General features: G+C 64.6%; 19 protein-coding genes. 5 read left to right on the forward strand and 14 right to left on the reverse strand.

Annotated features, from left to right (window positions below):
- Window positions 1-557: 557 nt before the first annotated feature.
- Window positions 558-1,559, reverse strand: a complete 1,002-nt coding sequence (locus ACFTOW_RS06755) for an AraC family transcriptional regulator (protein ID WP_379914300.1) — start codon at window positions 1,557-1,559, stop codon at window positions 558-560.
- Between the two features lie 147 nt (window positions 1,560-1,706).
- Between ACFTOW_RS06755 and ACFTOW_RS06760 the strand changes: the two genes are divergently transcribed.
- Entirely contained in the window at window positions 1,707-2,153 is a 447-nt protein-coding gene (locus tag ACFTOW_RS06760) for a cupin domain-containing protein (RefSeq protein WP_379914301.1), read from the forward strand.
- Between the two features lie 13 nt (window positions 2,154-2,166).
- A complete protein-coding gene (locus tag ACFTOW_RS06765) occupies window positions 2,167-3,654 on the forward strand; it encodes a flavin-containing monooxygenase (RefSeq protein ID WP_379914302.1) in 1,488 nt (495 codons plus the stop codon).
- Window positions 3,655-3,740: 86 nt separating this feature from the next.
- Here ACFTOW_RS06765 and putA read toward each other — a convergent pair whose 3' ends face one another.
- On the reverse strand, window positions 3,741-7,247 hold the full coding sequence (gene putA / locus ACFTOW_RS06770) for a bifunctional proline dehydrogenase/L-glutamate gamma-semialdehyde dehydrogenase PutA (protein WP_379914303.1): 3,507 nt from the start codon (window positions 7,245-7,247) through the stop codon (window positions 3,741-3,743).
- Between the two features lie 128 nt (window positions 7,248-7,375).
- On the opposite strand from putA, the gene ACFTOW_RS06775 reads away from it, so the two are divergent.
- Window positions 7,376-7,846, forward strand: a complete 471-nt coding sequence (locus ACFTOW_RS06775) for an Lrp/AsnC family transcriptional regulator (protein ID WP_379914304.1) — start codon at window positions 7,376-7,378, stop codon at window positions 7,844-7,846.
- A gap of 312 nt (window positions 7,847-8,158) precedes the next feature.
- Here ACFTOW_RS06775 and ACFTOW_RS06780 read toward each other — a convergent pair whose 3' ends face one another.
- The 12 genes from ACFTOW_RS06780 to ACFTOW_RS06835 form a co-directional block, all read right to left on the reverse strand.
- Window positions 8,159-9,172 (reverse strand): NAD-dependent epimerase/dehydratase family protein, encoded by a 1,014-nt coding sequence (locus ACFTOW_RS06780; protein WP_379914305.1) that lies wholly within the window; start codon window positions 9,170-9,172, stop codon window positions 8,159-8,161.
- Between the two features lie 65 nt (window positions 9,173-9,237).
- Entirely contained in the window at window positions 9,238-9,963 is a 726-nt protein-coding gene (locus ACFTOW_RS06785) for a proteasome-type protease (protein WP_379914318.1), read from the reverse strand.
- A 45-nt stretch (window positions 9,964-10,008) separates the two neighbouring features.
- Window positions 10,009-10,809, reverse strand: coding sequence for a transglutaminase family protein (locus ACFTOW_RS06790; protein WP_379914306.1), 801 nt, complete (start codon window positions 10,807-10,809; stop codon window positions 10,009-10,011).
- 8 nt (window positions 10,810-10,817) lie between these two features.
- Entirely contained in the window at window positions 10,818-11,759 is a 942-nt protein-coding gene (locus tag ACFTOW_RS06795; RefSeq protein WP_379914307.1) for an alpha-E domain-containing protein, read from the reverse strand.
- Window positions 11,760-11,763: 4 nt separating this feature from the next.
- Entirely contained in the window at window positions 11,764-13,188 is a 1,425-nt protein-coding gene (locus tag ACFTOW_RS06800; RefSeq protein ID WP_379914308.1) for a circularly permuted type 2 ATP-grasp protein, read from the reverse strand.
- 214 nt (window positions 13,189-13,402) lie between these two features.
- Window positions 13,403-14,812, reverse strand: coding sequence for a M20 family metallopeptidase (locus ACFTOW_RS06805; RefSeq protein WP_379914309.1), 1,410 nt, complete (start codon window positions 14,810-14,812; stop codon window positions 13,403-13,405).
- 4 nt (window positions 14,813-14,816) lie between these two features.
- Window positions 14,817-16,397: a gamma-glutamyltransferase gene (locus tag ACFTOW_RS06810; RefSeq protein ID WP_379914310.1), complete on the reverse strand. Its 1,581-nt coding sequence runs from the start codon at window positions 16,395-16,397 to the stop codon at window positions 14,817-14,819.
- A 4-nt stretch (window positions 16,398-16,401) separates the two neighbouring features.
- Window positions 16,402-17,397: an ABC transporter ATP-binding protein gene (locus tag ACFTOW_RS06815; RefSeq protein WP_379914311.1), complete on the reverse strand. Its 996-nt coding sequence runs from the start codon at window positions 17,395-17,397 to the stop codon at window positions 16,402-16,404.
- Window positions 17,394-18,392, reverse strand: coding sequence for an ABC transporter ATP-binding protein (locus ACFTOW_RS06820; RefSeq protein WP_379914312.1), 999 nt, complete (start codon window positions 18,390-18,392; stop codon window positions 17,394-17,396). Before ACFTOW_RS06820 ends, ACFTOW_RS06815 begins: the two co-directional genes overlap by 4 nt.
- A gap of 3 nt (window positions 18,393-18,395) precedes the next feature.
- Window positions 18,396-19,298 carry an ABC transporter permease gene (locus ACFTOW_RS06825; protein ID WP_379914313.1) on the reverse strand — a complete coding sequence of 301 codons (903 nt, stop codon included), beginning with the start codon at window positions 19,296-19,298 and terminating at the stop codon, window positions 18,396-18,398.
- A gap of 1 nt (window position 19,299) precedes the next feature.
- Window positions 19,300-20,217: an ABC transporter permease gene (locus ACFTOW_RS06830; RefSeq protein ID WP_379914314.1), complete on the reverse strand. Its 918-nt coding sequence runs from the start codon at window positions 20,215-20,217 to the stop codon at window positions 19,300-19,302.
- Between the two features lie 117 nt (window positions 20,218-20,334).
- Entirely contained in the window at window positions 20,335-21,852 is a 1,518-nt protein-coding gene (locus ACFTOW_RS06835) for an ABC transporter substrate-binding protein (RefSeq protein ID WP_379914315.1), read from the reverse strand.
- 162 nt (window positions 21,853-22,014) lie between these two features.
- On the opposite strand from ACFTOW_RS06835, the gene ACFTOW_RS06840 reads away from it, so the two are divergent.
- Together ACFTOW_RS06840 and ACFTOW_RS06845 are read left to right on the forward strand one after the other, a co-directional pair.
- Entirely contained in the window at window positions 22,015-22,797 is a 783-nt protein-coding gene (locus tag ACFTOW_RS06840) for an IclR family transcriptional regulator (RefSeq protein ID WP_379914316.1), read from the forward strand.
- A 7-nt stretch (window positions 22,798-22,804) separates the two neighbouring features.
- Window positions 22,805-23,098, forward strand: a complete 294-nt coding sequence (locus ACFTOW_RS06845) for an AbrB family transcriptional regulator (protein WP_379914317.1) — start codon at window positions 22,805-22,807, stop codon at window positions 23,096-23,098.
- Window positions 23,099-23,161 lie beyond the last annotated feature (63 nt).

Raw genomic sequence — 23,161 nt, forward strand, 5'->3', positions numbered from 1 at the left:
CAAGCAAATGACCGGAAACCAAACCACCCACACAAACCGCGAAATAGCCAGGAAGGTTCTTCCCAATCCTGCCGAGTAATCGAAACTCGTTTCGATTGCCTTTACCAGGGAACCACTCGATTTCTTCAGCTCTCCAGAAAAGTCCGTAGCTCGTCACCTGCATCGCGGTCCACCCAAATAATCTTCTTCGTCAGAATAACAGCTTTACATTCCAAGGCAATAGAGGCCGCCTCTGCCGCAAGAAGTCGAGGCACCGCGGGAAGTACCAGCACATATCGGTAACTGATTTCCTTCACGTTCTCGCGTGATTTTGCCGATCGACTTCAAAATGGTGAAGTAAAATCTACTCCGTTGGTGCGGCGAATGTCCGTAACTCCTCGGTAGTGTGAGGTCAAGTGCCGCTGGACTCTGCGACTGCAGCAAGCCGTGGCTGAAGCGGGTCGCGCTGCTGCATCGAGGACAAGAGTCAACGGCAGCAAAGGGCGCCTTGCAGTCATTTGAAGGATTCGCTTTGGGTTGCTGGCTCTGCACCTCCACCAGATATCAGGTGGCAATTCCTAGATCCCCCGCCGCGCCAGTGTCTCGCGCGGGGTTTCGCCGAAGGCCGCGCGATAGGCCGAGGAGAACCGCCCCAGATGGGCAAAGCCAAGGGCTGTGGCTATGTCACCCACCCGCGCCCCCGGCCCGTCCGACAGCAGGCGAAAGCGCGCCAGCTTCAGCCGCTCGGCCCGCAGGTAGTGCAGCGGTCCCATGCCATAGCTTTGCGCAAACCCGGCCTGAAGGCTGCGCAGGCTGGTGCCCGCCTGTGCCGCCAGATCCTGCATGGTGAACTCATCGGCCAGCCGGGCGTGGATGATCTCGCGGGCGCGACGCACATGGGCGGGCACCGGGCCGGTTGACGCGCGGTCCAGGAAATGCCGCGCGCTGTTGTCCTGAAACCGCAGCAGCGACAGCATCAGCTCTTCCTCGATCAGCGCCTGCGCGGGGGTGTGCTCCGTGCCGAACACCTGCCCGCCCTCGGCCGCGCGAAAGCAGGCCATCGCCTTGCGCAGCCAGTCGCGCCCAGGCGCGGTGGTGAAATCCATATGGGTGCGGAACAGCACCGATGCGGGCAGGTCATGCCCCGCCCAATCGGCGGCCAGCGCGTTCAGCGCCCGGCGCTCGATCTGGATCAGCAGCTTTTCGCAATCGGCGCCCCAGCGCATGCGGGTGGGCCGCGTGGGGTTCAGGATCGTGCCCGCGCCGCGCCCGACCGCGACCGGATCGCCGCCATTGGCCACCTCGGCCCCGCCCGCGATTGGAATCTGGATCAGGTAGAACCCGCGCAGCTCGCCCGGATCGATGCGCACATCCGCGCCGTAACGCAGGTAGTTCAGCGACAGCGCCTGCCCCGCGGCCCGGTTGTGCAGGGCGGCAAAGGGCGCATCGCGGCTGGCGCGCTCCAGCCTGTGATCGCAGAACTGGCGGGCAACGATGGCGCGGGCCCGGTCCAGATCCTCGGTCTGGAACAGGTTGTGACGGGCCAGCGGGGCGGCCCCGGTGTGCGCGATGCCGAACATCCCGAAAGGCTACGCCCTTGCCGCCACAAATCAAGCATACCCTGCCCAGGCACGGCTTGAGGGCGCAATTCCTGCGTATTCTGGATAATCGGCGCGTAAAAACCGCTGTTACGCTGATGTCACAAAACCAAGAACAGGGAGACGCACATGGACTATACCCAAGGGATCACCCCCGCCGCCGACGCCTATGAAGGCAAGGCCTGGAACGTGGTGGGCCACACCTACACCCCGAAACTGCACTCCGATTCCGTGTTCATCTGGCACGCGGTCATCCCCGATGGCACCTTCGTGCCGCCCCATATCCACCCCACGCAGGACGAATGGATCTACGTGCTGGAGGGTGCGCTGGAGATCGAGTTCGGCGCGGATGTGCACAAGGCCGGGCCGGGCGACACGATCCGCATGCCGCGCGGGATCGCGCATGGCATCTTCAACCGCTCGGGCGCGGTGGCGACCTGCGTGTTCGGCGTGGCCCCGGCGCGCAAGCTGTTCGATCTGTTCTCGAAGCTGGACGGCATCACCGACCCCGAAGAGCTGACACGCATCTCGGCGCTGCACGAGGTCGATTTTCTGCCACCCCCCGACGCGGCCTAAGGAGGGCAGGACAATGGTGAAACGCAAGACGGTCGCCGTCATCGGCGGCGGGGTCAGCGGGCTGGCCGCAGCACGCGCCTTTGACAAGCAGGGTCACCGGGTGACGGGGTTTGAACGCAGCCACGATTTCGGCGGCGTGTGGGAGCTATCACGCTCTTACCCGGGTGTGCAGACGCAATCGCCCAAGGATCTGTACTGCTTTACCGATCACCCGATGCCGGATGACTATCCCGAATGGCCGAAAGGTCCGCAGGTGCATGCCTATCTGCATTCCTACGCGGACAAGCACAAGCTGGGGCGGCTGTTTCGCCTCAACACTGGGGTCGTCGCAATGGATCGCAGGCCCGATGGCCACCCCGGCTGGCGGCTGACCATCGACGAGGCGGGCCAGACCCGGACCGAGGATTTCGATTTCGTGGCCATCTGCACCGGGCAGTTCTCGGACAAGAACGTGATCAGCCATCCCGGGCAGGACGATTTCATCGCGCAGGGCGGGCAGGTCATGCACAGCTCGGATTACACCGATCCGTCGCTGGCCAAGGGCAAGCGCGTGGTGGTTCTGGGCGGGTCGAAATCGGCCACGGACATCGCGGTGAACGCGGCACAGAACGGCGCGAAACAGGTCACGCTGGTGTACCGCGAGAACGTCTGGCGGCTGCCCTATTTCGTGGGCGGCATCAACTTCAAGCGGCTGCTCTACATGCGCGCGCAGGAGGTGCAGTTCAACGGCTGGGCGCCCTCGCCATTGGCCCGGGTGCTGGGGGCGGTGACAAAACCGCTGATCTGGGCCAATTTCCGCGGGCTGGAAACCCTGCTGAAACTGCAACTGGGGCTCAGGAAATGGGACATGGTGCCCGACCAGCCGATCGAAAAGGTCGCCTCGTGCTCATTGCCCATCGTTACGCCGGGCCTGTTCGAAGGCTTCCGCGACGGCTCGATCGTGCCGGTGCGCGGCACGTTCGACCGATACGAGGGCGACGAGATCGTGCTGTCGAACGGGCAGCGCGTGGGCTGCGACGTGTCGGTTCTGGCCGTGGGCTGGAAGCTGGGCGTGCCGGTCCTGCCCGAAGAGTACCGCCGGAAACTGATCGAGCCCGACGGGCAGTACAAGACCTATCGGCTGGCGGTGAATCCGGATCTGCCCGACATGGGGTTCGTCGGCTTCAACTCCAGCTTCTGCACGGTGCTGTCGGCGGAAATGATCGCCAACTGGCTGGTGCGCTATGCCGATGACAAGCTGGCGCGCCAACCCTCCGAGGACGAGATGCGCCAGAACATCCAGATGATGCTGGACTGGCGGCGCAAGGATCGCCCGGCGGCGCAGGTCTATGGCGGGCTATGCTCGGCGCCGTTCCATTTCCGGCATTTCGATGAATTGTTGGGGGACATGGGCGCGCGCAAGACGAAACGCGCAAATCCGCTGGCCGAGCAGTTCAGCTATCCCGATGCGGCGCATTACCGGCGCTGCCTTGCATCGACCCCGCAATATCAGGCGGCCTGAGAAACCGGGGTGGGCAAGCGTGCCCACCCTGACTGTGGCGTTCTCCTCCGGTGGCCGGACGTACCTTTGCAAGGCTAGGGTCAGCATCACGACGCGGCGCGTTGTTCCGCCTCGTCATCCTGCGCGGCCAGCAGGGCGGCATTGCCGCCTGCCGCAGTGGTGTCGATGCAGATGTGACGCTCCAACACGCAACGCGCCGCCAGATCGCGCCCCGCCGCCAACCCGATCAGCGCGCCATCCCGCGCCGCCAGCGCCCGGCGCGCGGCGCGCAGGTCATCGTCCCCCGACCACAGCGCCACAAGGGCAAACCCCTGCAAGCTGGCCAACGCCTCGCGCGGCAACACGCCGTCAAAGCCCTGTGCAGGCGGCACGCCGGGTGCGATCGCCAGCGCCTGACAGCCCGCATCGCGCGCGATGCGCAACTGCTCGGCGGCGTCCGCGGCGGTGGGACCAAGGCACAGCACCGTGCCGCGCCCATAGGTGGACAGGCGGTTGGATTCCCCCGTCGGCCCCGGCAGATCGGTCACCGTCATGCGCGGCAGGTCCAGCCGCGCCAGAGCGTCCAGGCGTTTCTGCACCTGGGCAGGATCGACCGTGCCACCGGCGGCAAACGCGTGCCCCGGCAGATCCTCGGATGCGAAACGCCGCACATAGTTCGGCCCGCCCGCCTTTGGCCCGGTGCCCGACATCCCCTCGCCGCCAAAGGGCTGGCTGCCGACGATGGCCCCGATCTGGTTGCGATTGACATAGGCGTTGCCCACGGTGATCCGGCTGGTGATCTGTTCGACCCGGCCATCGATCCGGGTGTGCAGCCCGAATGTCAGACCGTATCCGCTGGCGTTGATCGCATCCACCACGGCGTCGATCTGATGCGCCTTGAAGGTGGCGATATGCAGCACCGGGCCGAAGATTTCACGCTCCAGATCGGCGATCCCCTTGACCCGAACCGCCGCTGGACCGATGAAATGGCCCCGTGCTGGCGCGTCGATGCGTTTCATCAGCCGCCCCTCGGCCTTGGCCGCGTCGATATAGGCGGCGAAATCGGCCTGCGCGCGGGCGTCGATCACCGGGCCCACATCGGTGTCGTGCTGCCAAGGATCGCCCAGCCGCAACTCATCCATCGCGCCGAACAGCATGTCGAGGAACGGCTTGGCCACATCCTCTTGCAGGTACAGGCACCGCAGCGCCGAACAGCGCTGGCCCGCCGACTGGAAGGCCGATGCGATGATGTCGCGCACCGCCTGTTCGGGCAGCGCGGTGCTGTCCACGATCATCGCGTTCAACCCGCCGGTTTCCGCGATAAGCGGCGCGTGCGGCGCGACATGCTCGGCCATCACCGCGTTGATCCGCTGCGCCGTGGCGGTCGATCCGGTAAAGCACACGCCGTTCACACGCGCATCACCAGTCAGCGCCGCACCCACAGTGGACCCGAGACCGGGCAACAGCTGCAACGCCGAGGCCGGCACGCCCGCGCGATGCATCAGGCCCACCGCAACATGGGCGGTCAGCATGGTCGCCTCGGCCGGCTTGGCCAGCACCGCGTTGCCCGCCGCCAGCGCCGCCGCGATCTGGCCGGTAAAGATGGCCAGCGGAAAGTTCCACGGGCTGATGCAGGTGAACACCCCGCGCGGCCCGTTCTGCACCTCCTGCCCGCGCGCCGCGTAGTAGCGCAGGAAATCCACCGCCTCGCGCAGCTCGGCCAGCGCATCCGCGGGCGTCTTGCCCGCTTCGCGCGCCACCACGGCAAAGATCTCGCCAAAGTTCTCCTCATACAGATCCGCAACGCGGTTCAGAACCTGCGCGCGGCTGTCGGCATCTGCGTCCCACGGCGTGGCGGCAGCCAGCGCGGTCTGCACATCGGCCTCGGACGCAAGCGTCACCTGCCCCACCACATCAACTGGATTGGCCGGGTTGCGGATGGTCTCGACCTCGTCCCCCGCCGCATCACCCGCGATCACCGGCGCGGCCTGCCACTGCGTTGCGCGGAACGGCATGCGCGCGGCCTCGACCCTTGCCAGATCGTCGCGGTCATGCAGATCGAACCCCATCGAGTTGGCCCGCTCGGGCCGGAACAGGTCGGCCGGGTCGCGCACCGCGGCGCTGCGCGTGACCTGCGCCAGCGCCTCGAACGGATCAGCGGCCACCTGCGCGGGCGGCACATCGGCGTCGACGATCTGATTGACGAAGCTTGAATTTGCCCCGTTCTCCAGCAGCCGCCGCACCAGATAGGCCAGCAGATCGCGATGCGCGCCCACCGGCGCATAGATACGGCACCGCGTGCCGGACTCGCGCAGCACCAGATCATGCAGCGCCTCGCCCATGCCATGCAGGCGCTGGAATTCGAATGCATCCCGGTCGCCGGCCATTTCCAGGATGGCGGCAACGGTATGCGCGTTATGGGTGGCAAATTGCGGATAGATGCGACCCGTCATGCCCAGCAGCTTGCGCGCACAGCACAGGTAGGACACGTCGGTGGCGGGCTTGGCGGTGAACACCGGGAAACCCGGCAGCCCCTCCACCTGCGCGCGCTTGATCTCGGTGTCCCAATAGGCGCCTTTCACCAGCCGCACCATGATCTTGCGGTCAAGTTCGCTCGCCAGCGCGTTCAGCCAGTCCAGCACCGGGGCGGCGCGCTTGCCATAGGCCTGCACCACCACGCCGAAACCGTGCCAGCCGCGCAGACGCGGATCGCGCAGCACCGCCTCGATCACGTCCAGCGACAGGTCCAGCCGGTCGGCCTCTTCCGCGTCGATGTTCAGGCCCATGCCCGCCTTGCGCGCCATCAGCGCCAGATCCAGCGTGGTAGTAACCAGCTCGCGCATCACGCGGTCGCTCTGCCCCTCTTCATAACGCGGATGCAGCGCCGACAGCTTGATCGAGATGCCGGGATTGTCGCGGATGTCACCAGATGTGCACTCGGCCGCCAGCCGCTTGATCGCATCGGCATAGGCCGCGCGATACTTGTCGGCATCGCGCGCGGTCAGCGCCGCCTCGCCCAGCATGTCATAGGAAAAGCTGTAGCCCTGCCGCGCGCGCTCGCCACCGCGCTTGACCGCCTCGGCAATGTCGCGGCCCAGCACGAACTGATGGCCCAGTTCCTTCATCGCGCGGGCCACGGCGGACCGGATCACCGGTTCCCCCAGCCGCTTGACCGCGCCATGCAGGGTGGCGGCGATACCGGGCTGCTCATCCTCTTTCAGCACCTTGCCGGTCAGCATCAGCGCCCAGGTCGAGGCGTTGACAAGGCTGGAGGACGAGCGCCCCAGATGCGCGCCCCATTCCGACGGGGCGATCTTGTCCTCGATCAAGTCGTCGATGGTCTCGCGGTCGGGCACGCGCAACAGCGCCTCGGCCAGACACATCAGGGCCACACCTTCCTTGGTGGACAGGCCATATTCCGACAGGAACACCTCCATCAGGCCGGGCCGGCCCGCCCCGCGAATGCCCTGCACCAGCCGGATGGCGCGGGCATGGGCCGCGGCCCTGGTGCCGGGATCGACCGGATGGGCGGCTTGCAGACCGGCCAGAACCTGCGGTTCGGGGCGGTGATGCGTGGCGCGGATGGTCTGGCGCAGGATGTCGAGTGCGGACATGGGGCGGCTCCTTTCGGGCAGAGCGAAGATTTGGCAGATACTACCCGAGAATCCGCAGGCGGTTGTCCTGTTGATTACCGCAATCCAAGCGTTTAGGCTGCAATAACTCTCCACGAAAAGGACGAATGATGCGCATCCGCACAGACACCGATCATCTGGACCGTATAGACCGCAATATCCTGCGGGTGCTTGCCGGCGACGGTCGGATCTCCATCGCCGATCTGGCGCGGCAGGTGGGCCTGTCGAAGAGCCCCGCCCAGGTACGGGTCAAGCGGTTGCAGGATCAGGGCTACATACAGGGGTTCCGCGCCGTTCTGAACCCCGCGAAACTGGGGCTGGAACATGTGGCCTTTGCCGAGGTCAAGCTGACCGACACGACGGAGAAGGCGCTGACGGCCTTCAACGCCGCAGTGCTGAAAGTGCCCGAGATCGAGGAATGCCACATGATCGCGGGCAGTTTTGACTACCTGATCAAGGTGCGCACCTCGGATATCCAAAGCTACCGTCTGGTGCTGGGCGAGGTGATCTCGGCCCTGCCCCATGTCGGCGCGACCTCGACCCATGTGTCGATGCAGGCGGTGAAAGAGGGCGGTGTCTGAGCGATTGCGCCGCGCGTTCCGCGCGCCGCCCGAGGTGGGGGGCGCTGCCCCCCACACCCCCCGGGATATTTAAAGAGAGAGGAAGCAAGGATTTCTTTACCAGTCTGGTGTCAGCTATCTCCACGGTACAGGCGGGGACGCCGATGACCGTGAGAGGGGAAGCATCGCTTTCCTCATGGGACAGGGAGAGGGTTTCGCTCTCTCCTTGTTTCCTCTCTCTGCAAATATCCTGGGGGTTTGGGGGCAACGCCCCCAAGGCCTGCGCGGCCTGAGCGCATTCAAGGGTGGGCGGGCAAGGCCCGCGCCATTGGATCACTTGCCGTAGTAGTCGCGGTACCAGGTTACGAACTGCGCGATGCCGTCGCGGATGTCGGTCTGCGGGCGATAGCCTGTGAGAGTTTGCAACAACGTGGCATCGGCCCATGTGGCAGGCACATCGCCCATTTGCATCTCCATCAGGTTGCGCGTGGCAGCTCGGCCCAACACCTGTTCGATGGCATCGACGAAATCCAGCAGACGCACCTTGTCGGAATTGCCGATGTTCACGATGCGGAACGGCGCGACCGGCGACAGGCTGTCGCCTTGGGGGATATCCTCGGGCGTCGCGGGACGTTCGGGCACCGCGTCGATCAGCAGCCGGATGCCGCGCACCAGATCTGTGACATAGGTGAAATCGCGATACATCTCGCCGTGATTGTAGATGTCGATGGGACGGTCGTTCAGGATCGCGTCGACGAACTTGAACAACGCCATGTCGGGCCGCCCCCAGGGCCCGTAGACCGTGAAGAACCGGAACATCGTCGTCGGCAGGTTCCACAGATGGGCATAGGAATGGCCCATCGACTCGGTCGCCTTCTTGGTGGCGGCATAGATCGTCAGCTGGCTGTCGGCCTTGTGGGTTTCGGCATAGGGCATGTCGGTGTTGGCGCCGTAGACCGAGCTGGTCGAGGCCATCAGCAGGTGATCCACGCCATGCCGCCGCGCGGCCTCCATCACGTTGAAGGTGCCCACAATATTGGCATCGATATAGGCGCGCGGGTTTTCAAGGCTGTAGCGCACGCCGGCCTGGGCGGCCAGATGCACGATCACGTCCGGCGCAAACGCATCCACGGCGGCATCCAGTGCCTGCACATCCTCCAGCATCGCCTCGGTCCTGGTGAAGCCGGGGGTCTGCAGCAGCATGGCGTGGCGGCGCTGTTTCAGGGTGACGTCGTAATAATCCGTCATCCCGTCGAAACCCGCGACCTGCCAGCCCTCGTCCAGCAGGACCTGCGCCAGATGATAGCCGATGAAACCCGCCGTGCCGGTGATGAATGCCTTGCGCATGGTCCCTGCCCCTTTGCCCGTCGTGCGCACGGTTTAGCCCGCATCGCGGGGCTGGGCAATCGCGCTCAGGTCTGACTGTCGAGGGTAAAGGGTGGCAGGCTGTCCAGCGCCTCTTTCAGCGCATCGCCCCAGCCCTGCGAGACAAGCTGGAAATAGGGATCATCCGCCTCGATCCGGTCGCGCGGACCGGCGCGCAGGCTGTCGGCCTGATAGAGGTGAAAATCGAACGGTGCACCCACCGTCAGATTGGCCTTGAGCGTGGAATCAAAGCTGACCAGCAGCAGTTTCAGCGCATCCTCGAACCGCATGGCAGGGTCATAGGCGCGCACAAGGATGGGCCGGCCATACTTGGTTTCGCCGATCTGAAAGAACGGCGTGTCGGCGCTGGCCTCGATGAAATTGCCCTCGGGATAGATCAGGAACAGGCGGGGCGGACCGCCCTTGACCTGACCGCCCAGGATCAGCGTGGCGTTGAAGGTGCTGTCGGCGCGCTGCCCGGTTTCGGCATGGCGCGCGATCACGTCGCGCAGGGTCTCGGCCACCATGCCGGCGGCCTGAAACATCGACGGCACCGCCATCAGCGACGGCTCGCGCTCCTGCACGGTCTTGCTGCGTTCGTCCAGCAGACTGACCACCGCCTGCGTGGTGGCCAGGTTGCCCGCCGCCATCAGGGTGATGCAGCGCTCGCCGGGGTCTTCCCACACGGTCATCTTGCGAAAGGTCGAGATGTTGTCGAGCCCGGCATTGGTGCGGGTGTCGGACATGAACACCAGTCCACGGTCCAGCATCATGCCTACGCAATACGTCATTCGCCGCCTGCCTGTCTGTATCTGGTGTTACTGCTGGGCCTGCACCTCGATGCGCACGTCCAGCGACTCGGCATCGCCGCCGACCCTGGTTCCAGATACGGGTGCCGCATCGGAATAGTCCAGCCCTGTCGCGACCCTGACGTAGCGTGTGTCGGGCGAGATGCCGTTGGATACATCGAACCCGACCCAACCCAACCCTTCGACATGGGCCTCGGCCCAGGCGTGCATCGCCTCTTGTTCGATCCGGTCATCCATCAGCAGATAGCCCGAGACATACCGCGCGGCAAAGCCCATGTCGCGCGCGCAGGCGATGAAGATATGGGCGTGGTCCTGACACACGCCGCGCCCTTCCTCCAATGCATCCTCGGCCGTCCAATAGGGCCAGGACACCCCGGTTTCATAGTCCACCGCCTGCGTGATCAGCGGCAGCAGGCTGTGCAGCCGGTCCAGATCGCCGTCGCCGCCGGCCTGTTTCACAAGGGCGCGCACCCCTGCGCGGGCGCGGGTCCGTTCCGTTTCGCGCTGATACAGCCACAGCGGCGCCGGGCCACGATGGCGCCCCACGATGCCGTGGCTGTCGGTCATCTCGACCTCGCCGGCGCTGGTCACGAGCAGGTCGGTGGTGCCGCGATCAAAGCTGATCAGCTCGATGACGTTGTTGTGGTAGTCGTCGAACACCAGTTCCTTGCGCCCGCCGGTCACCTGCGTCTGCCACGTCAGCACCCGTTGCTGGGTGTTCGTCTTGGGCGTCTTGCGCAGCTGTTGCAGCCCGTAGGACACAGGGTTTTCAAAGCGATAGCGCGTTTCGTGATAAATTTTCAACCGCATGCATCGCCCTATTCGTTGAACCTGTAATCCACCTCTATCTGGCGGGAAAGATCGGCAAGCTGATCCAGGATGTTCTGTATGAAATCGTGCAGCCCATAGTCAAAGATCGCATCCACGTCGTGGCACAGGTACTTGCGTTCAATCTGGCCCACCAGTTGCAGCGATGGCGCGGGCGTGCTGTTGCCCGCCCCCAGATAGCGCAGGTTATCCTGCAACTTCGACACGCAGAATGCCAGACTGCGCGGCATCCGCTTGTCGAGTATCAGGAACTTGGTGATCTCGCGCGGGCCGCCGCGGCTGCCGTACTCCATGCGGAACCCGCCCCGCGCCGACAGCGACCGCAGGATCGTTTCCCACTGCACGTTGTCCAGCGAGGTGCCCACCGCCCGCGCCGAGGGCAGCAGCACGTAGTATTTCACGTCCAGAATCCGCGCCGTGTTGTCCGCACGCTCCAGAAAGGTGCCCATGCGGGCGAAATCATAGATCTCGTTGCGCAGCATGGTGCCGTGGGTCATCCCGCGCACCAGCGCCGCGTTCTGGCGGATGCTGCCAAGTGCGGCGGGCAGATCGCGTTCGCTGACCTTGCGCGCCAGAATGTCACGGGCGTTCATGTAGGCGGCGTTCGTCGCCTCCCAGACCTCGCCGGTGATGGCGGTGCGCACCAGCCGCGCGTTCTGCCGCGCCGAGGCGATGCACGACATCACCGACGAGGTGTTGTCGCGCGAGCGCAGCAGGAAATCGATGGCGGTGTCCTTGCTCAGGTCCTCGTGCACGGTCTGATAGCTGCGCCAGACAGCGGCGCTTTCCAGAACCGAGCGCCATTCACGGTCGCTGTCGCCCAGACGGGTCAGGGCGATGCGCTGCCCCGCCTCAATCAGGCGGGCGGTGTTTTCCGCCCGTTCCAGATAGCGATACATCCAGAACAGGCCGTTCGCGGTCTTGCCCAGCATCGCCCTACTCCTCCAGCACCCAGGTGTCCTTGGTGCCCCCGCCCTGCGACGAGTTCACCACCAGACTGCCCTTTTTCAACGCCACCCGCGTCAACCCGCCCGGGGTGATGTTGATGCCCTCGGGGCTGACCAGCACATAGGGCCGCAGGTCCACATGGCGCGGCGTCATGCCCGTGCGCGAGAATATCGGCACCGTCGACAGCGCCAGCGTGGGCTGCGCGATGTAATTGGCGGGACGCGCTTTCAGTTTCTTGCGGAACGCGGCCAGATCCTTTTTCGTCGCAGTCGGGCCGATCAGCATGCCATAGCCGCCCGAGCCGTGCACCTCTTTCACCACCAGATCGGGCAGGTTGTCCAGCACATGAGCCAGCGCGTCAGGTTCCGAACAGCGCCAGGTCGGCACGTTTTCCAGCAACGGGCGTTCGCCGGTGTAGAACTCGACAATCTCGGGCATGTAGCTGTAGATCGCCTTGTCATCGGCAATACCCGTACCCGGCGCGTTGGCGATGGTGATGCCGCCCGCGCGATAGACATCCATGATGCCCGCGACGCCCAACTGGCTGTCTGGATTGAAGTTCAGCGGGTCCAGATATTCGTCATCGACCCGGCGGTACAGCACGTCGATGGGTTTGTATCCACGCGTCGTGCGCATCGCCACACGCCCGTCCACGATGCGCAGGTCATGGCCCTCGACCAGTTCCACACCCATCTGGTCGGCCAGAAAGGCGTGTTCGAAATAGGCCGAGTTGTAGATGCCCGGCGTCAGCACCGCGACCACAGGATCGCCCGTCGTCGCAGGGGGCGCGCAGGCCGCAAGCGAGCGGTGCAAGTCGCCGGGATAGGTCTGCACCGGCTGCACGCGGTTCTGGCTGAACAGTTCGGGAAACATCTGCAGCATCGTCTCGCGGTTTTCCAACATGTAGCTGACACCCGAGGGCGTGCGCGCATTGTCCTCCAGCACATAGAACTGGCCCGGCCCGGTGCAGACCAGATCGATGCCCACGATATGGGTATAGACACCGCCAGGCGGGGTCACCCCGATCATCTGGGGCAGGAACGCCTCGTTCCGGGCGATCATGGATTGCGGCACACGGCCCGCCTTGATGATCTCCTGCCCGCCGTAGATGTCGGCCAGAAACGCGTTGATGGCGCGCACCCGCTGCTCGATTCCGCGCGACAGGCGCAGCCATTCCGCGCCCGAGATGATGCGCGGGATGATGTCGAACGGGATCAGCCGTTCCTCGGCCTCGGCCCGGCCATAGACGTTGAAGGTGATGCCTGTCAGGCGGAACAGCTCTTCGGCCTCGCGCTGCTTGGCGCGCAACCGGGCCGGATCCTCGGCATCGAACCAGCCGCAGAACTTGCGATAGGGGGCGCGAAGGGTGTCGTCATCCCCCCACATCTCGTCGAATATTCGCGTCTCACTCATGCGCTGACCCCGTGTTATTTCCGGTCATATCAGCATCTTGACGGACGACCCGCCATCGGCCAGCGCCGCAGGGACGCCGGAAAGTGCAAATACAGCCAGTTTTTCGGACAGCATGCCCGATAAACAGGCAACCGCGAAAGGGTTTCGTGCAATTTCAGCCAAACAAGCGTCAGGGCGGGGGACGCTGCGCCGTCCCCGCCCCGCGCGCCCGTGATCACGCAGCGGTCTTGCCCGGTTTTTTGGCCGGGGTCCTGCCCTCGCCCAGATCCCAGAACAGCCCCGCCATCAGGCGCAGCGCATCACGGCACACGGGTTTCAGCACATGCTCGTTCGGCGCATGCTGCGAACAGCCGCGATAGGAATGCGGCACCCAGACCGTGGGCAGTCCCAGGATGTCGGCAAAGCTGTCGTTGGGCAGCGATCCGGCCAGGTTGGGCAGGATATGCGGCGCACGCCCGGCGCTGCGCGTCAGGCTGTCGGCCACAAAGGACACCCAAGGATGATCCGGGTCCAGCCGCGTCGCACGGAAAAAGCCGCGGTCATGCGGTTCGATCTGCACCGCCTGAAACCCGTGGGCGTCCAGATGACGGCGCAGCGCGGGCAGGATATCCTCGGGGTCGGTGCCCACGACATAGCGCAACTGGCAGGTCGCGCGGGCATGGGCCGAAATCGCATTGACCGGCGCCTCGGGCACACCGCTTTTCATCGCAAGGATGGCAAAGCTGTTCCAGCCATAGGCGCGTTCCACCGGGGTCAGATCCTCTTCGCCCCAGTCGGTGTTGATCGCCGGGCCATCCGTGCTGTCGATGGGCAGGCCTTTCAGGGCGTCGCGCACCGTGGGGGTCAGGCTGTCGGGGCGCCATTCCGCAATCCGGATCTGACCCCGCTTGTCGGTGATCGTGGCCAGCGCCTGCGCAAGGATCACCGCCGGATCGGCCAGCAAGCCGCCCCAGTTACCGGAATGATGCGCGCCCTCGCGCAAATCGAGCGTCAGGTCGAACGACACCCCCCCGCGCGAGCCCATGAACATGGTCGGCACATCGGGTTGCAGGCGTGGCCCGTCCGAGGCGATCAGCACATCGGCGGTCAGATGGTCACGATGCTGGGTGAAAAACTCTGGCAGCCCGGCCGAGCCTGTCTCTTCGCTCATCTCGATGACGATACGACAGTTGAACCCCAGCGTGCCGCGCGTTTCCAGAACCGCCTCAAGCGCCGCTATGTTGATCAGGTGCTGGCCCTTGTTGTCGGCGGTGCCGCGCCCGTACAGGCGGTCGCCCTCTTCGACCAGTTGAAACGGGTGCAGCCCGTCGCGCCATTGGTCGGTCTGGGCGCGGATCACGTCGCCATGGCCATAGGTCAGGATCGTTGGCAAGTCGTCGCCCTCGTGCCGCTCGCCGATCAGCAGCGGGCCGCCGCGCGGATCGGGGTTTTCGTGGATCGAGCAGGCAAAGCCCATCGCGGTCAGGCGCGGCTGCATCGCCTCGGTCAGATAGCGCATCAATTCCGCCGCCTGATCGGGGTTCTGGCTTTCGGACTCGAAGGCCACAAGCCCGGTCAGGTCGGATTGAAAGCGGCCGGTGTCGAAATAGGCGGTGATCGTGTCGATCGCTGTGTCGCGGCTCATGCTGTCAGTGGTCCTTTGTCATGTCTTCGGAAATGGCGTCGCCCCAGGGCGACATGATCTCGGTGCAGCCGGAATTCAGCGCCCCGCGCCGCATCACCCCTGCCGGGCAGGCAAAGGCATAGGGAAAGATCGTGCGCCGGGTCATCGCCACGTCATGCGACTGGCGCAGACGGTCCAGCACATCGGCGGGCAGGCTGTCATCGGCGATCAGGCGGTCGCCGGAAATGTCGACGCGCGGCTGGTGGAACGTGTCTGACAGGTCCATCCCGAAATCGGTCACGAATGACGACAGCTGCGCCACCGCCCCCATGATCTTGCGCCCACCCGAGGCCCCAAAGGCAAAGCGGCGGTCGCCCTGTTCGCCGATCACCGGGCAGACATTCATCAGGCACCGCTTGCCCGGCCCCAGAGAGTTGGGCCGCCCCTGCACCGGGTCGAACCACATGATCCCGTTGTTCATCAGGAACCCGGTCGAGGGAGACAAGACTCGCGAGCCGAAGATCGACAACAGCGTCTGGGTCTGCGCCACCATGTTGCCCTTCCGGTCCACGACCGAGAAATGCGTGGTGCAGCCCGGTGCCTCGGGGCTTTCGCCGGTGTCGCCCATGCCTTCAAGCCGGCGGGCATAGGCGGATTTCAGGGCATCCGCCATCGCGGCATAGCTGTCTGGCCCGGGCGCGTCGCCCATGCCCGTATCCTTCAACCCGGCAAAGGTGTCGCGGAACGTCGGGCCAGCGGTCAGGCCGGGGGTGACGTGGAACCGCGCATCGCGATAACCGAAACTCAGCGGGTCGTGAAACTCGGCGCCATAGGCGTTCAGATCGTCCACCGACAGGCTGCCGCCCTTGGCCTGCACATCGCCCGCCATGGCCGCGCCCAGATCGCCGTCATAGAGCGTGCGCGCGCCATGGCGCGCGATCTGGTCCAGACTGTCGGCCATGCGCGACTGGTCCAGCCGCTTGTCGGCCAATGCTGTCCAGCCGCTGATCGTGGGCCATTGCCCGTCCTCCAGAAACAGCGCGGCGGCATCGGCGTCCTTGGCCAGTTCGCGGGTGCAGGATGCGATGATCAGCGCCGCGAACCAATCCACCAGCAGGCCGCGCTTGGCATGGTCGATCGCGGGCGACAGCAGCTCGGCCCACGGCATCCGGCCAAACCGTGCATGGGCCTGCCCCAGACCATCGACAACGCCCGGGACCGCGATGGCGGTGGCGCCCTGCACGTTGCGATCGTCGGTCACGTGATCCCACGGAAACAGATCACCCGCCGCGCCACGACCGCTCAGCGGATAATCTGCGGGGTCCAGCCCGCCGGGCGCGCGCATCCCGTGGTTCAGCGCCAGCGCCTGCCCCTGTTCGGCACGCCACAGCATCATCGCGCCGCCCCCGGCAGGCCCGCTCATCCACGGTTCCAGCACGCCGATCACGAACGAGGTCGCCACGGCGGCATCCACCGCATCGCCGCCCGCCGCCAGAACCTCGGCCCCGGCGATGGCGGCCAGCCGGTGCTGGGCCGCCACCACGCCATGTTCGATTTCGATGACCGTCTTGCGGGTCACCATGCTGTGCGACAGGTTCTGTGACATGCGGTTATCCCTGCTCGTACATCGGGGTTTGCGGATCGTGCAGATGGCAGGCGACATGGCCCTGCGGGATGTCGATCTGGCGCGGGGCCGTGGTCTTGCACAGCTCGGTCGCGCGCGGGCAGCGCGGGTGGAAATGGCAGCCCGGCGGCGGCGCGATCGGGTTGGGATAGGCCATGCCAAGCTGGGTGTCGGGCACGCCCAGGCCGGGCTCGGGCGTCAGCACCGATTTCAGCAGCGCCTGCGTATAGGGGTGGCGCGGCGCATCGAACAGGCCAGCCACGCTGTTCTGCTCCACGATCCGGCCCAGATACATGACGGCCACCCGCGTCGCCAGATGCTCGACCACCGCCAGGTCGTGGCTGATGAACAGGTAGGTCAGGCCGAACTCGCTTTGCAATTCGCCCAGCAGGTTCAGGATCTGGCTTTGCACCGACACGTCCAGCGCAGAGGTTGGTTCGTCGCAGATCACCACCTCGGGCTTCATGATCAGGGCACGCGCAATCGCCACACGCTGACGCTGACCGCCCGACATCTGGCTGGGGTAGGTGTTCATCACCCGCGCAGGCAGGCCCACCACGTCCAGTATCTCGCGCACCTGTCTGATGCGGCTGGCCTCGTCGCCGATCCCGTGCACGCGCAGCGGCAGCGAGATGACGTCATAGATGCTCTTGCGCGGGTTGAGCGAGGAATAGGGATCCTGAAAGATCGGCTGGATCCGCCGTGCCAGCGCAAGACGCCCCTGGGTCGAGGTGTCCTGACCATCCACCATCACACGCCCGGCGGTCGGCTTTTCCAGACCCAGCAGGATCTTGGCCAGCGTGGACTTGCCGCAGCCGGATTCGCCCACCAGACCCAGAACCTCGCCACGGCCCAGTTGCAACGACACGTCATTCACGGCGGTCAGCGGTTTGGCCGTGCCGAACAGGCCCTGTTTGACCCGGTAGGTCTTGGTCACACCGGACAGTTCCAGAACCGGGTTTTCAGTCACGCTGTCCTTCATGCGGTCAGCTCCTTTTCCGAATGGCGCTTGCCGTCGGGGAAAATGCAGCGGAAAGCGTGATTGCCCTCCGTGTGTTTCGGGATCTCGCCGCGACATTCCATCGTGGCATGGGGGCAGCGGGTGCGGAACACGCAGCCCTCGACCTCGCCCACCAGCGACGGGACGATGCCCGGGATGGTGCCCAGCTTGCTGCCGCGTTCGGTCTTGCCCGGCTGCGGGATGCAGCGCAGCAGCCCGCGCGTATAGGGGTGCGACGGCGCGTTGAAGATATCGGCCACCGGCCCGGTCTCGACCAGCTCGCCCGCATACATCACCGCCACCTTGTCGGCGACCCGCGCCACGACGCCCAGATCATGGGTGATCAGGATCAGCGCCATGTTCATCTCGCGGCCCAGATCGTACAGCAGGCGCAGGATCTGCGCCTGAATCGTCACGTCCAGCGCGGTCGTCGGCTCGTCCGCGATGATCAGTTCAGGCTCGCACATCAAGGCCATGGCGATCATCACGCGCTGGCGCAGGCCACCCGACAACTGGTGCGGATACTGCGACAGCCGGCTTTCGGCGGCGGTGATCCCGACCTTTTCCAGCAGCTCGACCGCCCGCGCCCGCGCCTGGCTGCGCGAGACAGCGCGGTGCAGTTGCAGCGCCTCGCACAGTTGATCGCCGATTGTGTAGGCCGGGTTGAGCGAGGTCATCGGCTCCTGAAAGATCATCGACATCCGCGCGCCCCGCAGTGCCCGCATCTGCCTTGTGCTGGCGGTGGTCAGCTCGGTCCGGTCAAAGGTCATCCGGTCGGCGGTGCGCTGGATGCCCTTGCCCAGCAGCCCCATCAGCGCCAGCGAGGTCAGCGACTTGCCCGACCCGCTTTCACCGACGATGCACAGCGTCTCGCCCCGGTTCAGGTCGAAATCGATTCCGCGCACGGCTTGCAGGATGCCGCCACCCACGGGAATATCCAGCCGCAGGTTGCGGACGCTCAAAAGTGGTTCTGTCATTGGTCAGCTCCGGTTTTCGGGGGCGGTGACATCGCGCAGCCCGTCGCCCATCAGATTGATCGCCAGCACCAGCACGAACAGCACGGCCCCCGGGATCAGCACCAGCCAGGGTTCGAACAGCATCATGTTCTTGCCTTCTGACACCATCAGGCCCCAGCTTGGCGTCGGCGGTTGCACCCCCAGCCCCAGGAACGACAGCGCCGCCTCGAGCAGGATGGCATGGGCCATTTCCAGCGTGACCACCACGATCAGGTTGTTGGCGATGTTGGGCATGATCTCGGACAGCAGGATGCGCGGGGTCGAGGCCCCGATGACCTGCGCCGCCGCCACGTATTCGCGCCGCCGCACCTGCATTGTCGATGCGCGCATGACCACGGCAAAGCGGTCCCACAGCAGCAGGCCCAGCACCACGATCACCACCTCAAGCGAGCCGCCAAGGATCGCCACGACCGCCAGCGCCACCAGCACAACCGGCATGGCAAGGCGCACGTTGATCATGAAGGTCACGACCGCATCGACCTTGCCGCCGAAATAGCCCGCGGCCACGCCCATCGCCGTGCCGATAACGCCCGAAATCAGTGCGGCCACCGCCCCGATCATCAGCGACACGCGCGCGCCGTAGATCAGGCGTGACAGGTAATCGCGGCCCAGGTGGTCGGTGCCCAGCGGGTGATCCCATGTGCCGCCCATGAACACCGGCGGCTCCATCCGGGTCATCAGGCTTTGGGCATAGGGATCATGCGGGGCCAGCCAGGGCGCAAAGATCGCCACCAGCGTCAGCAGGATCAGAACGACCAGCCCGATCAGCAGGCCCTGATGCCCGAACACGCGCTTGCGCAGCATCATCGCGGGGGTCGGGCCCGTGATCTCGTCCAGCAGGCGATCGTGGGTGTCTACATTCGCCATCTCAGCTGCTCCTCATGCGGGGGTCAAGCCAGGCGTTCAGCACGTCGGCCAGAAAGGTGAAGACGATGTAGAACATCGAGAATATCAGGATCAGCGCCTGCACGGTGGGCAGATCGTTGCGCGCGATGCTTTCCCACGCCAGATAGCCGGCCCCGTGCAGCGCAAAGATCGACTCGACCACGATCGAGCCACCCAGCATGAAGCCCATCTGCACCGCGGCCAGGCTGACCACCGGGATAATGGCGTTGCGCAGGGCGTGACGGAACAGCACGCGGGTTTCATTGGCCCCCTTGGCGCGCGCCGTGCGGATATAGTCGGACGACAGCACGTCCAGCATCCCCGCCCGCGTCAGACGCATGATGGCGGGCATGGCATAGTAGCCCAGAACGATGGTTGGCATGATGAAATGCCGCCAGGTCGCCGTGCCCGAGGGCGGCAGCCAGCCAAGCTGGATCGCAAAAACCACGATCAGGATCAGGCCGAACCAGAAGCTGGGCATCGCCTGCCCCGCCACCGAGATGAACAGCGCGACCCGGTCGATCAGCGAGTTGGGACGGATCGCCGCGACCACACCCAGCGGCACGGCCGTCAGCAGCGCAAAGGTGATCCCGCAGACGCCCAGCGTCATGGTCACGCCCAGCCGGTCGGCAATCAGCGACGACACCGGCAGCCGGAAATAGTAGCTTTCGCCGAAATCCCCGCGCAGCGCAGACATCAGCCATTCGGCATATTGCACCAGCATCGGACGGTCGAACCCGTAAAGACGGCGCACCGCCTCGATGTCCTCGCCGCTGGCGGTTTCACCGGCCAGTGCCGCGGCGGGGTCACCCGACAGGAACAGCAGACTGAAACTGATGAAGGACACGGTAAAGGCCACCAGTACGGCAAGGCCAAGCCGTTTGAGTATGAATTGAAGCACGGGGCATTCACCTTGGATCTGCGCCGCACGTGCGGACACATGCGGCGTTGGGTCTGGGTGGGGCCTGTCAGAACAGGCGTAAGCGGGGGCGCCCGATGACGCCCCCGCCGATCAACATCAGTTCCAGGTTACCGTGGTAAACCGCAGAACCTCGTCCGCCGTCGGGGTATAGGCAACCTCGTTGGTGGTGACGTAGTTGGTGTTGTACGAGAACATCGGCGCCCAGAAGGCCTGCTCGGTGATCCGCTTGATCGCCTTGGAATAGTTCTCAACGCGCACATCGGGATCGGTCGAGCTGTCCGCGAGGTTCAGATACTCCAGCGTCTCGTCGTCGCGCGCATCATCCAGCGATCCGTGCTTGAAGAACTGGCTGACCATGGCCGACGCGTCGTTGACCGAATAGCTGCCCCATGTCTGGAACGAGATCGGCGTCTCGCCCTTCATGTTCAGCTCGCGCAGGGCCGAGTACTGCAGCATCTTGAAGTTGGTATCGATACCGACCGCATTCAGGTAGCTTGAGATCGCCTCGGCGTATTCGCGGTCACGATAGGCGTAGAAATCGGTCGTAAACCCATCGGGATAACCCGCCTCGGCCAGCAGTTGCTTGGCCTTTTCGGGATCGTAGTCATAGGACACGGCGGCATCCGTGTCACAGCCGAACTGGCTGGGGAAACAGGGGGTCGAGATGACCTGCGACTCGCCCTTAAGCAGCGCATCCACCAGTTCCTGACGGTTGATGGCGTGGTTCACGGCCTGCCGCACGCGGATGTCGTTGAACGGGGTTTCACCCGACCGCCCGGCCGCATCCATCGACAGATAGCCGACGCGCATGGTCGATTCGTTGGACACGGTGAACTGCCCCATCTCCGCCAGCTTCTCGGCCTGATCCGCGGGAACTTGCCAGATCAGATCCAGCGTGCCGCTGAACAGCTCGGCCATCTGGGTGTTCACATCCGGAATGGTGCGGATGTCGACCTTGGCGATCGATGGCTGACCCTTGGGGCTGTCGTGATAGTTCTCGTTCTTTTCCAGGACGAAATGCTGGCCGGGAACGACGCTGACCACCTTGTAGGGGCCGGTGCCCACGGGCTCCAGGCCCATGCCCTCGGGGCCGGCTTCGGCGTAGTAGTCGCTGGGATAGATCGACACCGGGCCGGACAGGAATTCGATCGCCGCGGGGAACTTTTCCTTGAGCATGATGCGCACTGTGTAGTCGTCGATCTTCTCGGCCGACTTCATCCAGTTCACGTTGCGCTGCGTCTTGACGCCATTTGCCTCGTCCGCGACGTAGTTGACCGTGAACACCACGTCATCGGCGGTAAAGTCCGATCCGTCGTGAAAGGTCACGCCTTCGCGCAGCTTGAACTCGATGGTGGTGTCGTCGATCCACTCCCACTCGGTCGCAAGGTTGCCCTTGTATTCGTTGGTCACCGGATCACGATAGATCAGGCCATCCCAGACCGCGCGCTGCATCACCACGCCTTCGCGCGACGAGTTGAAGTAGCTGTCGACATTCTCCAGCTCCTTGGTGAAGGCGACACGCAGCGTGTCATTGGCCTTGTCTGCCCATGCCGCGCCTGTGGCCGCTGCAAGGGCGATGCCCGCGATGGTCGATTTGAGGACCGTATGTTTCATTCTCAGCTCCCTGTTCTTGCGGAAAGCGTTCCCGCAGAGAATTTGACTTCCAGCAAGTATCATTATTTAATACTTGATATTGCTATATAGTTAGTAAAGTCTGTCGGCACCGGAGTCGTCAAGGCCCGTGTCATGATTTCTTCGCAATTCCGGAGCAAACGCTTGGAAAAGAAGCAGAATACACTTTACGTCGGATCGCTGGCCAAGGGGCTGCGCCTGCTGCGCGCCTTTGACGAGACCCATACCGAGCTGTCGCTGGCCGAACTGGCACAGCGCACCGAGCTGGACAAAAGCGCGGTGCAACGGCTGGCCAACACGCTGCATATCGAAGGCATGCTGGACAAGAACCCGGTCACGCGGCGGTTCCGCCCTTCCCATGCGTGGCTGCAACTGGCCTATGCCTATTACTGGTCCGATCAACTGGTCGGTCAGGCGATTCCCAAGCTGATCGACCTGTCGCAGGATCTGGGCGAAACCGTGAACCTGGCCGAGCTTTCGGGCGATCACATCATCTATGTCAGCCGCCTGCCCTGTCAGCGCACCTATTTCGCGGCAACCGTGATCGGCCGCCGCCTGCCCGCGCTGTCCACCTCCAGCGGGCGTGCGATGATCGCCACCTTTCCGCCCGAAGAACGCGAAGAGGCGATACGGACGTGGCCACTCAAGCCATTCACCACCCAGACCACGATGGACCGCGGATCCATCCGCGACAGTATACACGAGGCGGTTGAAAAAGGATACGCCATCTCTTCGGGGCAGATGATCCTGTCGGAAATCGGCGTGGCCTGCCCGATCCGCGACCCCGACGGGCGCGCCTTTGCCGCCGTGCAATGCTCGGTTTCGGCGCACACTTGGACCTTTGAACAGGTCGAGGCGCAGATCCTGCCCCGGATACAGGATACCGCGAACGCGATATCGCCCTCGTCCCAGGTGCATCGCGGGTGATGAGATGATGAACCGCGCCAGCCTTCTGTCCCTGACCCGACGCGTGGCTGTTGTCCTGCTGATCTATGGCGGGGCGCTGCTGTTTGGCCTTGTCGCGCATTGGCTGCGGTTTCCGCTGCCGTGGATGATCGGGGCGATGGTCTTTGCCTCGACCGTGCGCATGCTGGACCGGCCCCTGCCCATCCCGGCACAGACCCGGCAGATCGGGCAGATCCTGATCGCCACTTCGGTCGGACTGTCCTTCACCCCCGAGGCGGTGCGGATGATGCAGTCGCTGTTGCTTGTAGCGCGACAAACTTGATGAGAAGAGCGCGTCAATCAGGATGAGAATCCTTGGTCGCGACGCTTGAGAAGATGCCGCCCT

Origin of the sequence: Lacimonas salitolerans (genome assembly GCF_042677865.1) — a bacterium.
Taxonomy (GTDB): domain Bacteria; phylum Pseudomonadota; class Alphaproteobacteria; order Rhodobacterales; family Rhodobacteraceae; genus Lutimaribacter; species Lutimaribacter salitolerans.

Bases quoted from the DNA above. Each gene is read 5' to 3' on its own strand.
- ACFTOW_RS06780 (WP_379914305.1), bottom strand. From the start codon at position 9,172: ATGCGCAAGGCATTCATCACCGGCACGGCGGGTTTCATCGGCTATCAT.
- ACFTOW_RS06810 (WP_379914310.1), bottom strand. From the start codon at position 16,397: ATGTCACAGAACCTGTCGCACAGCATGGTGACCCGCAAGACGGTCATC.
- ACFTOW_RS06760 (WP_379914301.1), top strand. From the start codon at position 1,707: ATGGACTATACCCAAGGGATCACCCCCGCCGCCGACGCCTATGAAGGC.
- ACFTOW_RS06815 (WP_379914311.1), bottom strand. From the start codon at position 17,397: ATGAAGGACAGCGTGACTGAAAACCCGGTTCTGGAACTGTCCGGTGTG.
- ACFTOW_RS06790 (WP_379914306.1), bottom strand. From the start codon at position 10,809: ATGCGGTTGAAAATTTATCACGAAACGCGCTATCGCTTTGAAAACCCT.
- ACFTOW_RS06845 (WP_379914317.1), top strand. From the start codon at position 22,805: ATGAACCGCGCCAGCCTTCTGTCCCTGACCCGACGCGTGGCTGTTGTC.
- ACFTOW_RS06805 (WP_379914309.1), bottom strand. From the start codon at position 14,812: ATGAGCCGCGACACAGCGATCGACACGATCACCGCCTATTTCGACACC.
- ACFTOW_RS06775 (WP_379914304.1), top strand. From the start codon at position 7,376: ATGCGCATCCGCACAGACACCGATCATCTGGACCGTATAGACCGCAAT.
- ACFTOW_RS06755 (WP_379914300.1), bottom strand. From the start codon at position 1,559: ATGTTCGGCATCGCGCACACCGGGGCCGCCCCGCTGGCCCGTCACAAC.
- ACFTOW_RS06785 (WP_379914318.1), bottom strand. From the start codon at position 9,963: ATGATGCTGGACCGTGGACTGGTGTTCATGTCCGACACCCGCACCAAT.
- ACFTOW_RS06825 (WP_379914313.1), bottom strand. From the start codon at position 19,298: ATGGCGAATGTAGACACCCACGATCGCCTGCTGGACGAGATCACGGGC.
- ACFTOW_RS06800 (WP_379914308.1), bottom strand. From the start codon at position 13,188: ATGAGTGAGACGCGAATATTCGACGAGATGTGGGGGGATGACGACACC.
- ACFTOW_RS06835 (WP_379914315.1), bottom strand. From the start codon at position 21,852: ATGAAACATACGGTCCTCAAATCGACCATCGCGGGCATCGCCCTTGCA.
- putA (WP_379914303.1), bottom strand. From the start codon at position 7,247: ATGTCCGCACTCGACATCCTGCGCCAGACCATCCGCGCCACGCATCAC.
- ACFTOW_RS06795 (WP_379914307.1), bottom strand. From the start codon at position 11,759: ATGCTGGGCAAGACCGCGAACGGCCTGTTCTGGATGTATCGCTATCTG.
- ACFTOW_RS06820 (WP_379914312.1), bottom strand. From the start codon at position 18,392: ATGACAGAACCACTTTTGAGCGTCCGCAACCTGCGGCTGGATATTCCC.
- ACFTOW_RS06765 (WP_379914302.1), top strand. From the start codon at position 2,167: ATGGTGAAACGCAAGACGGTCGCCGTCATCGGCGGCGGGGTCAGCGGG.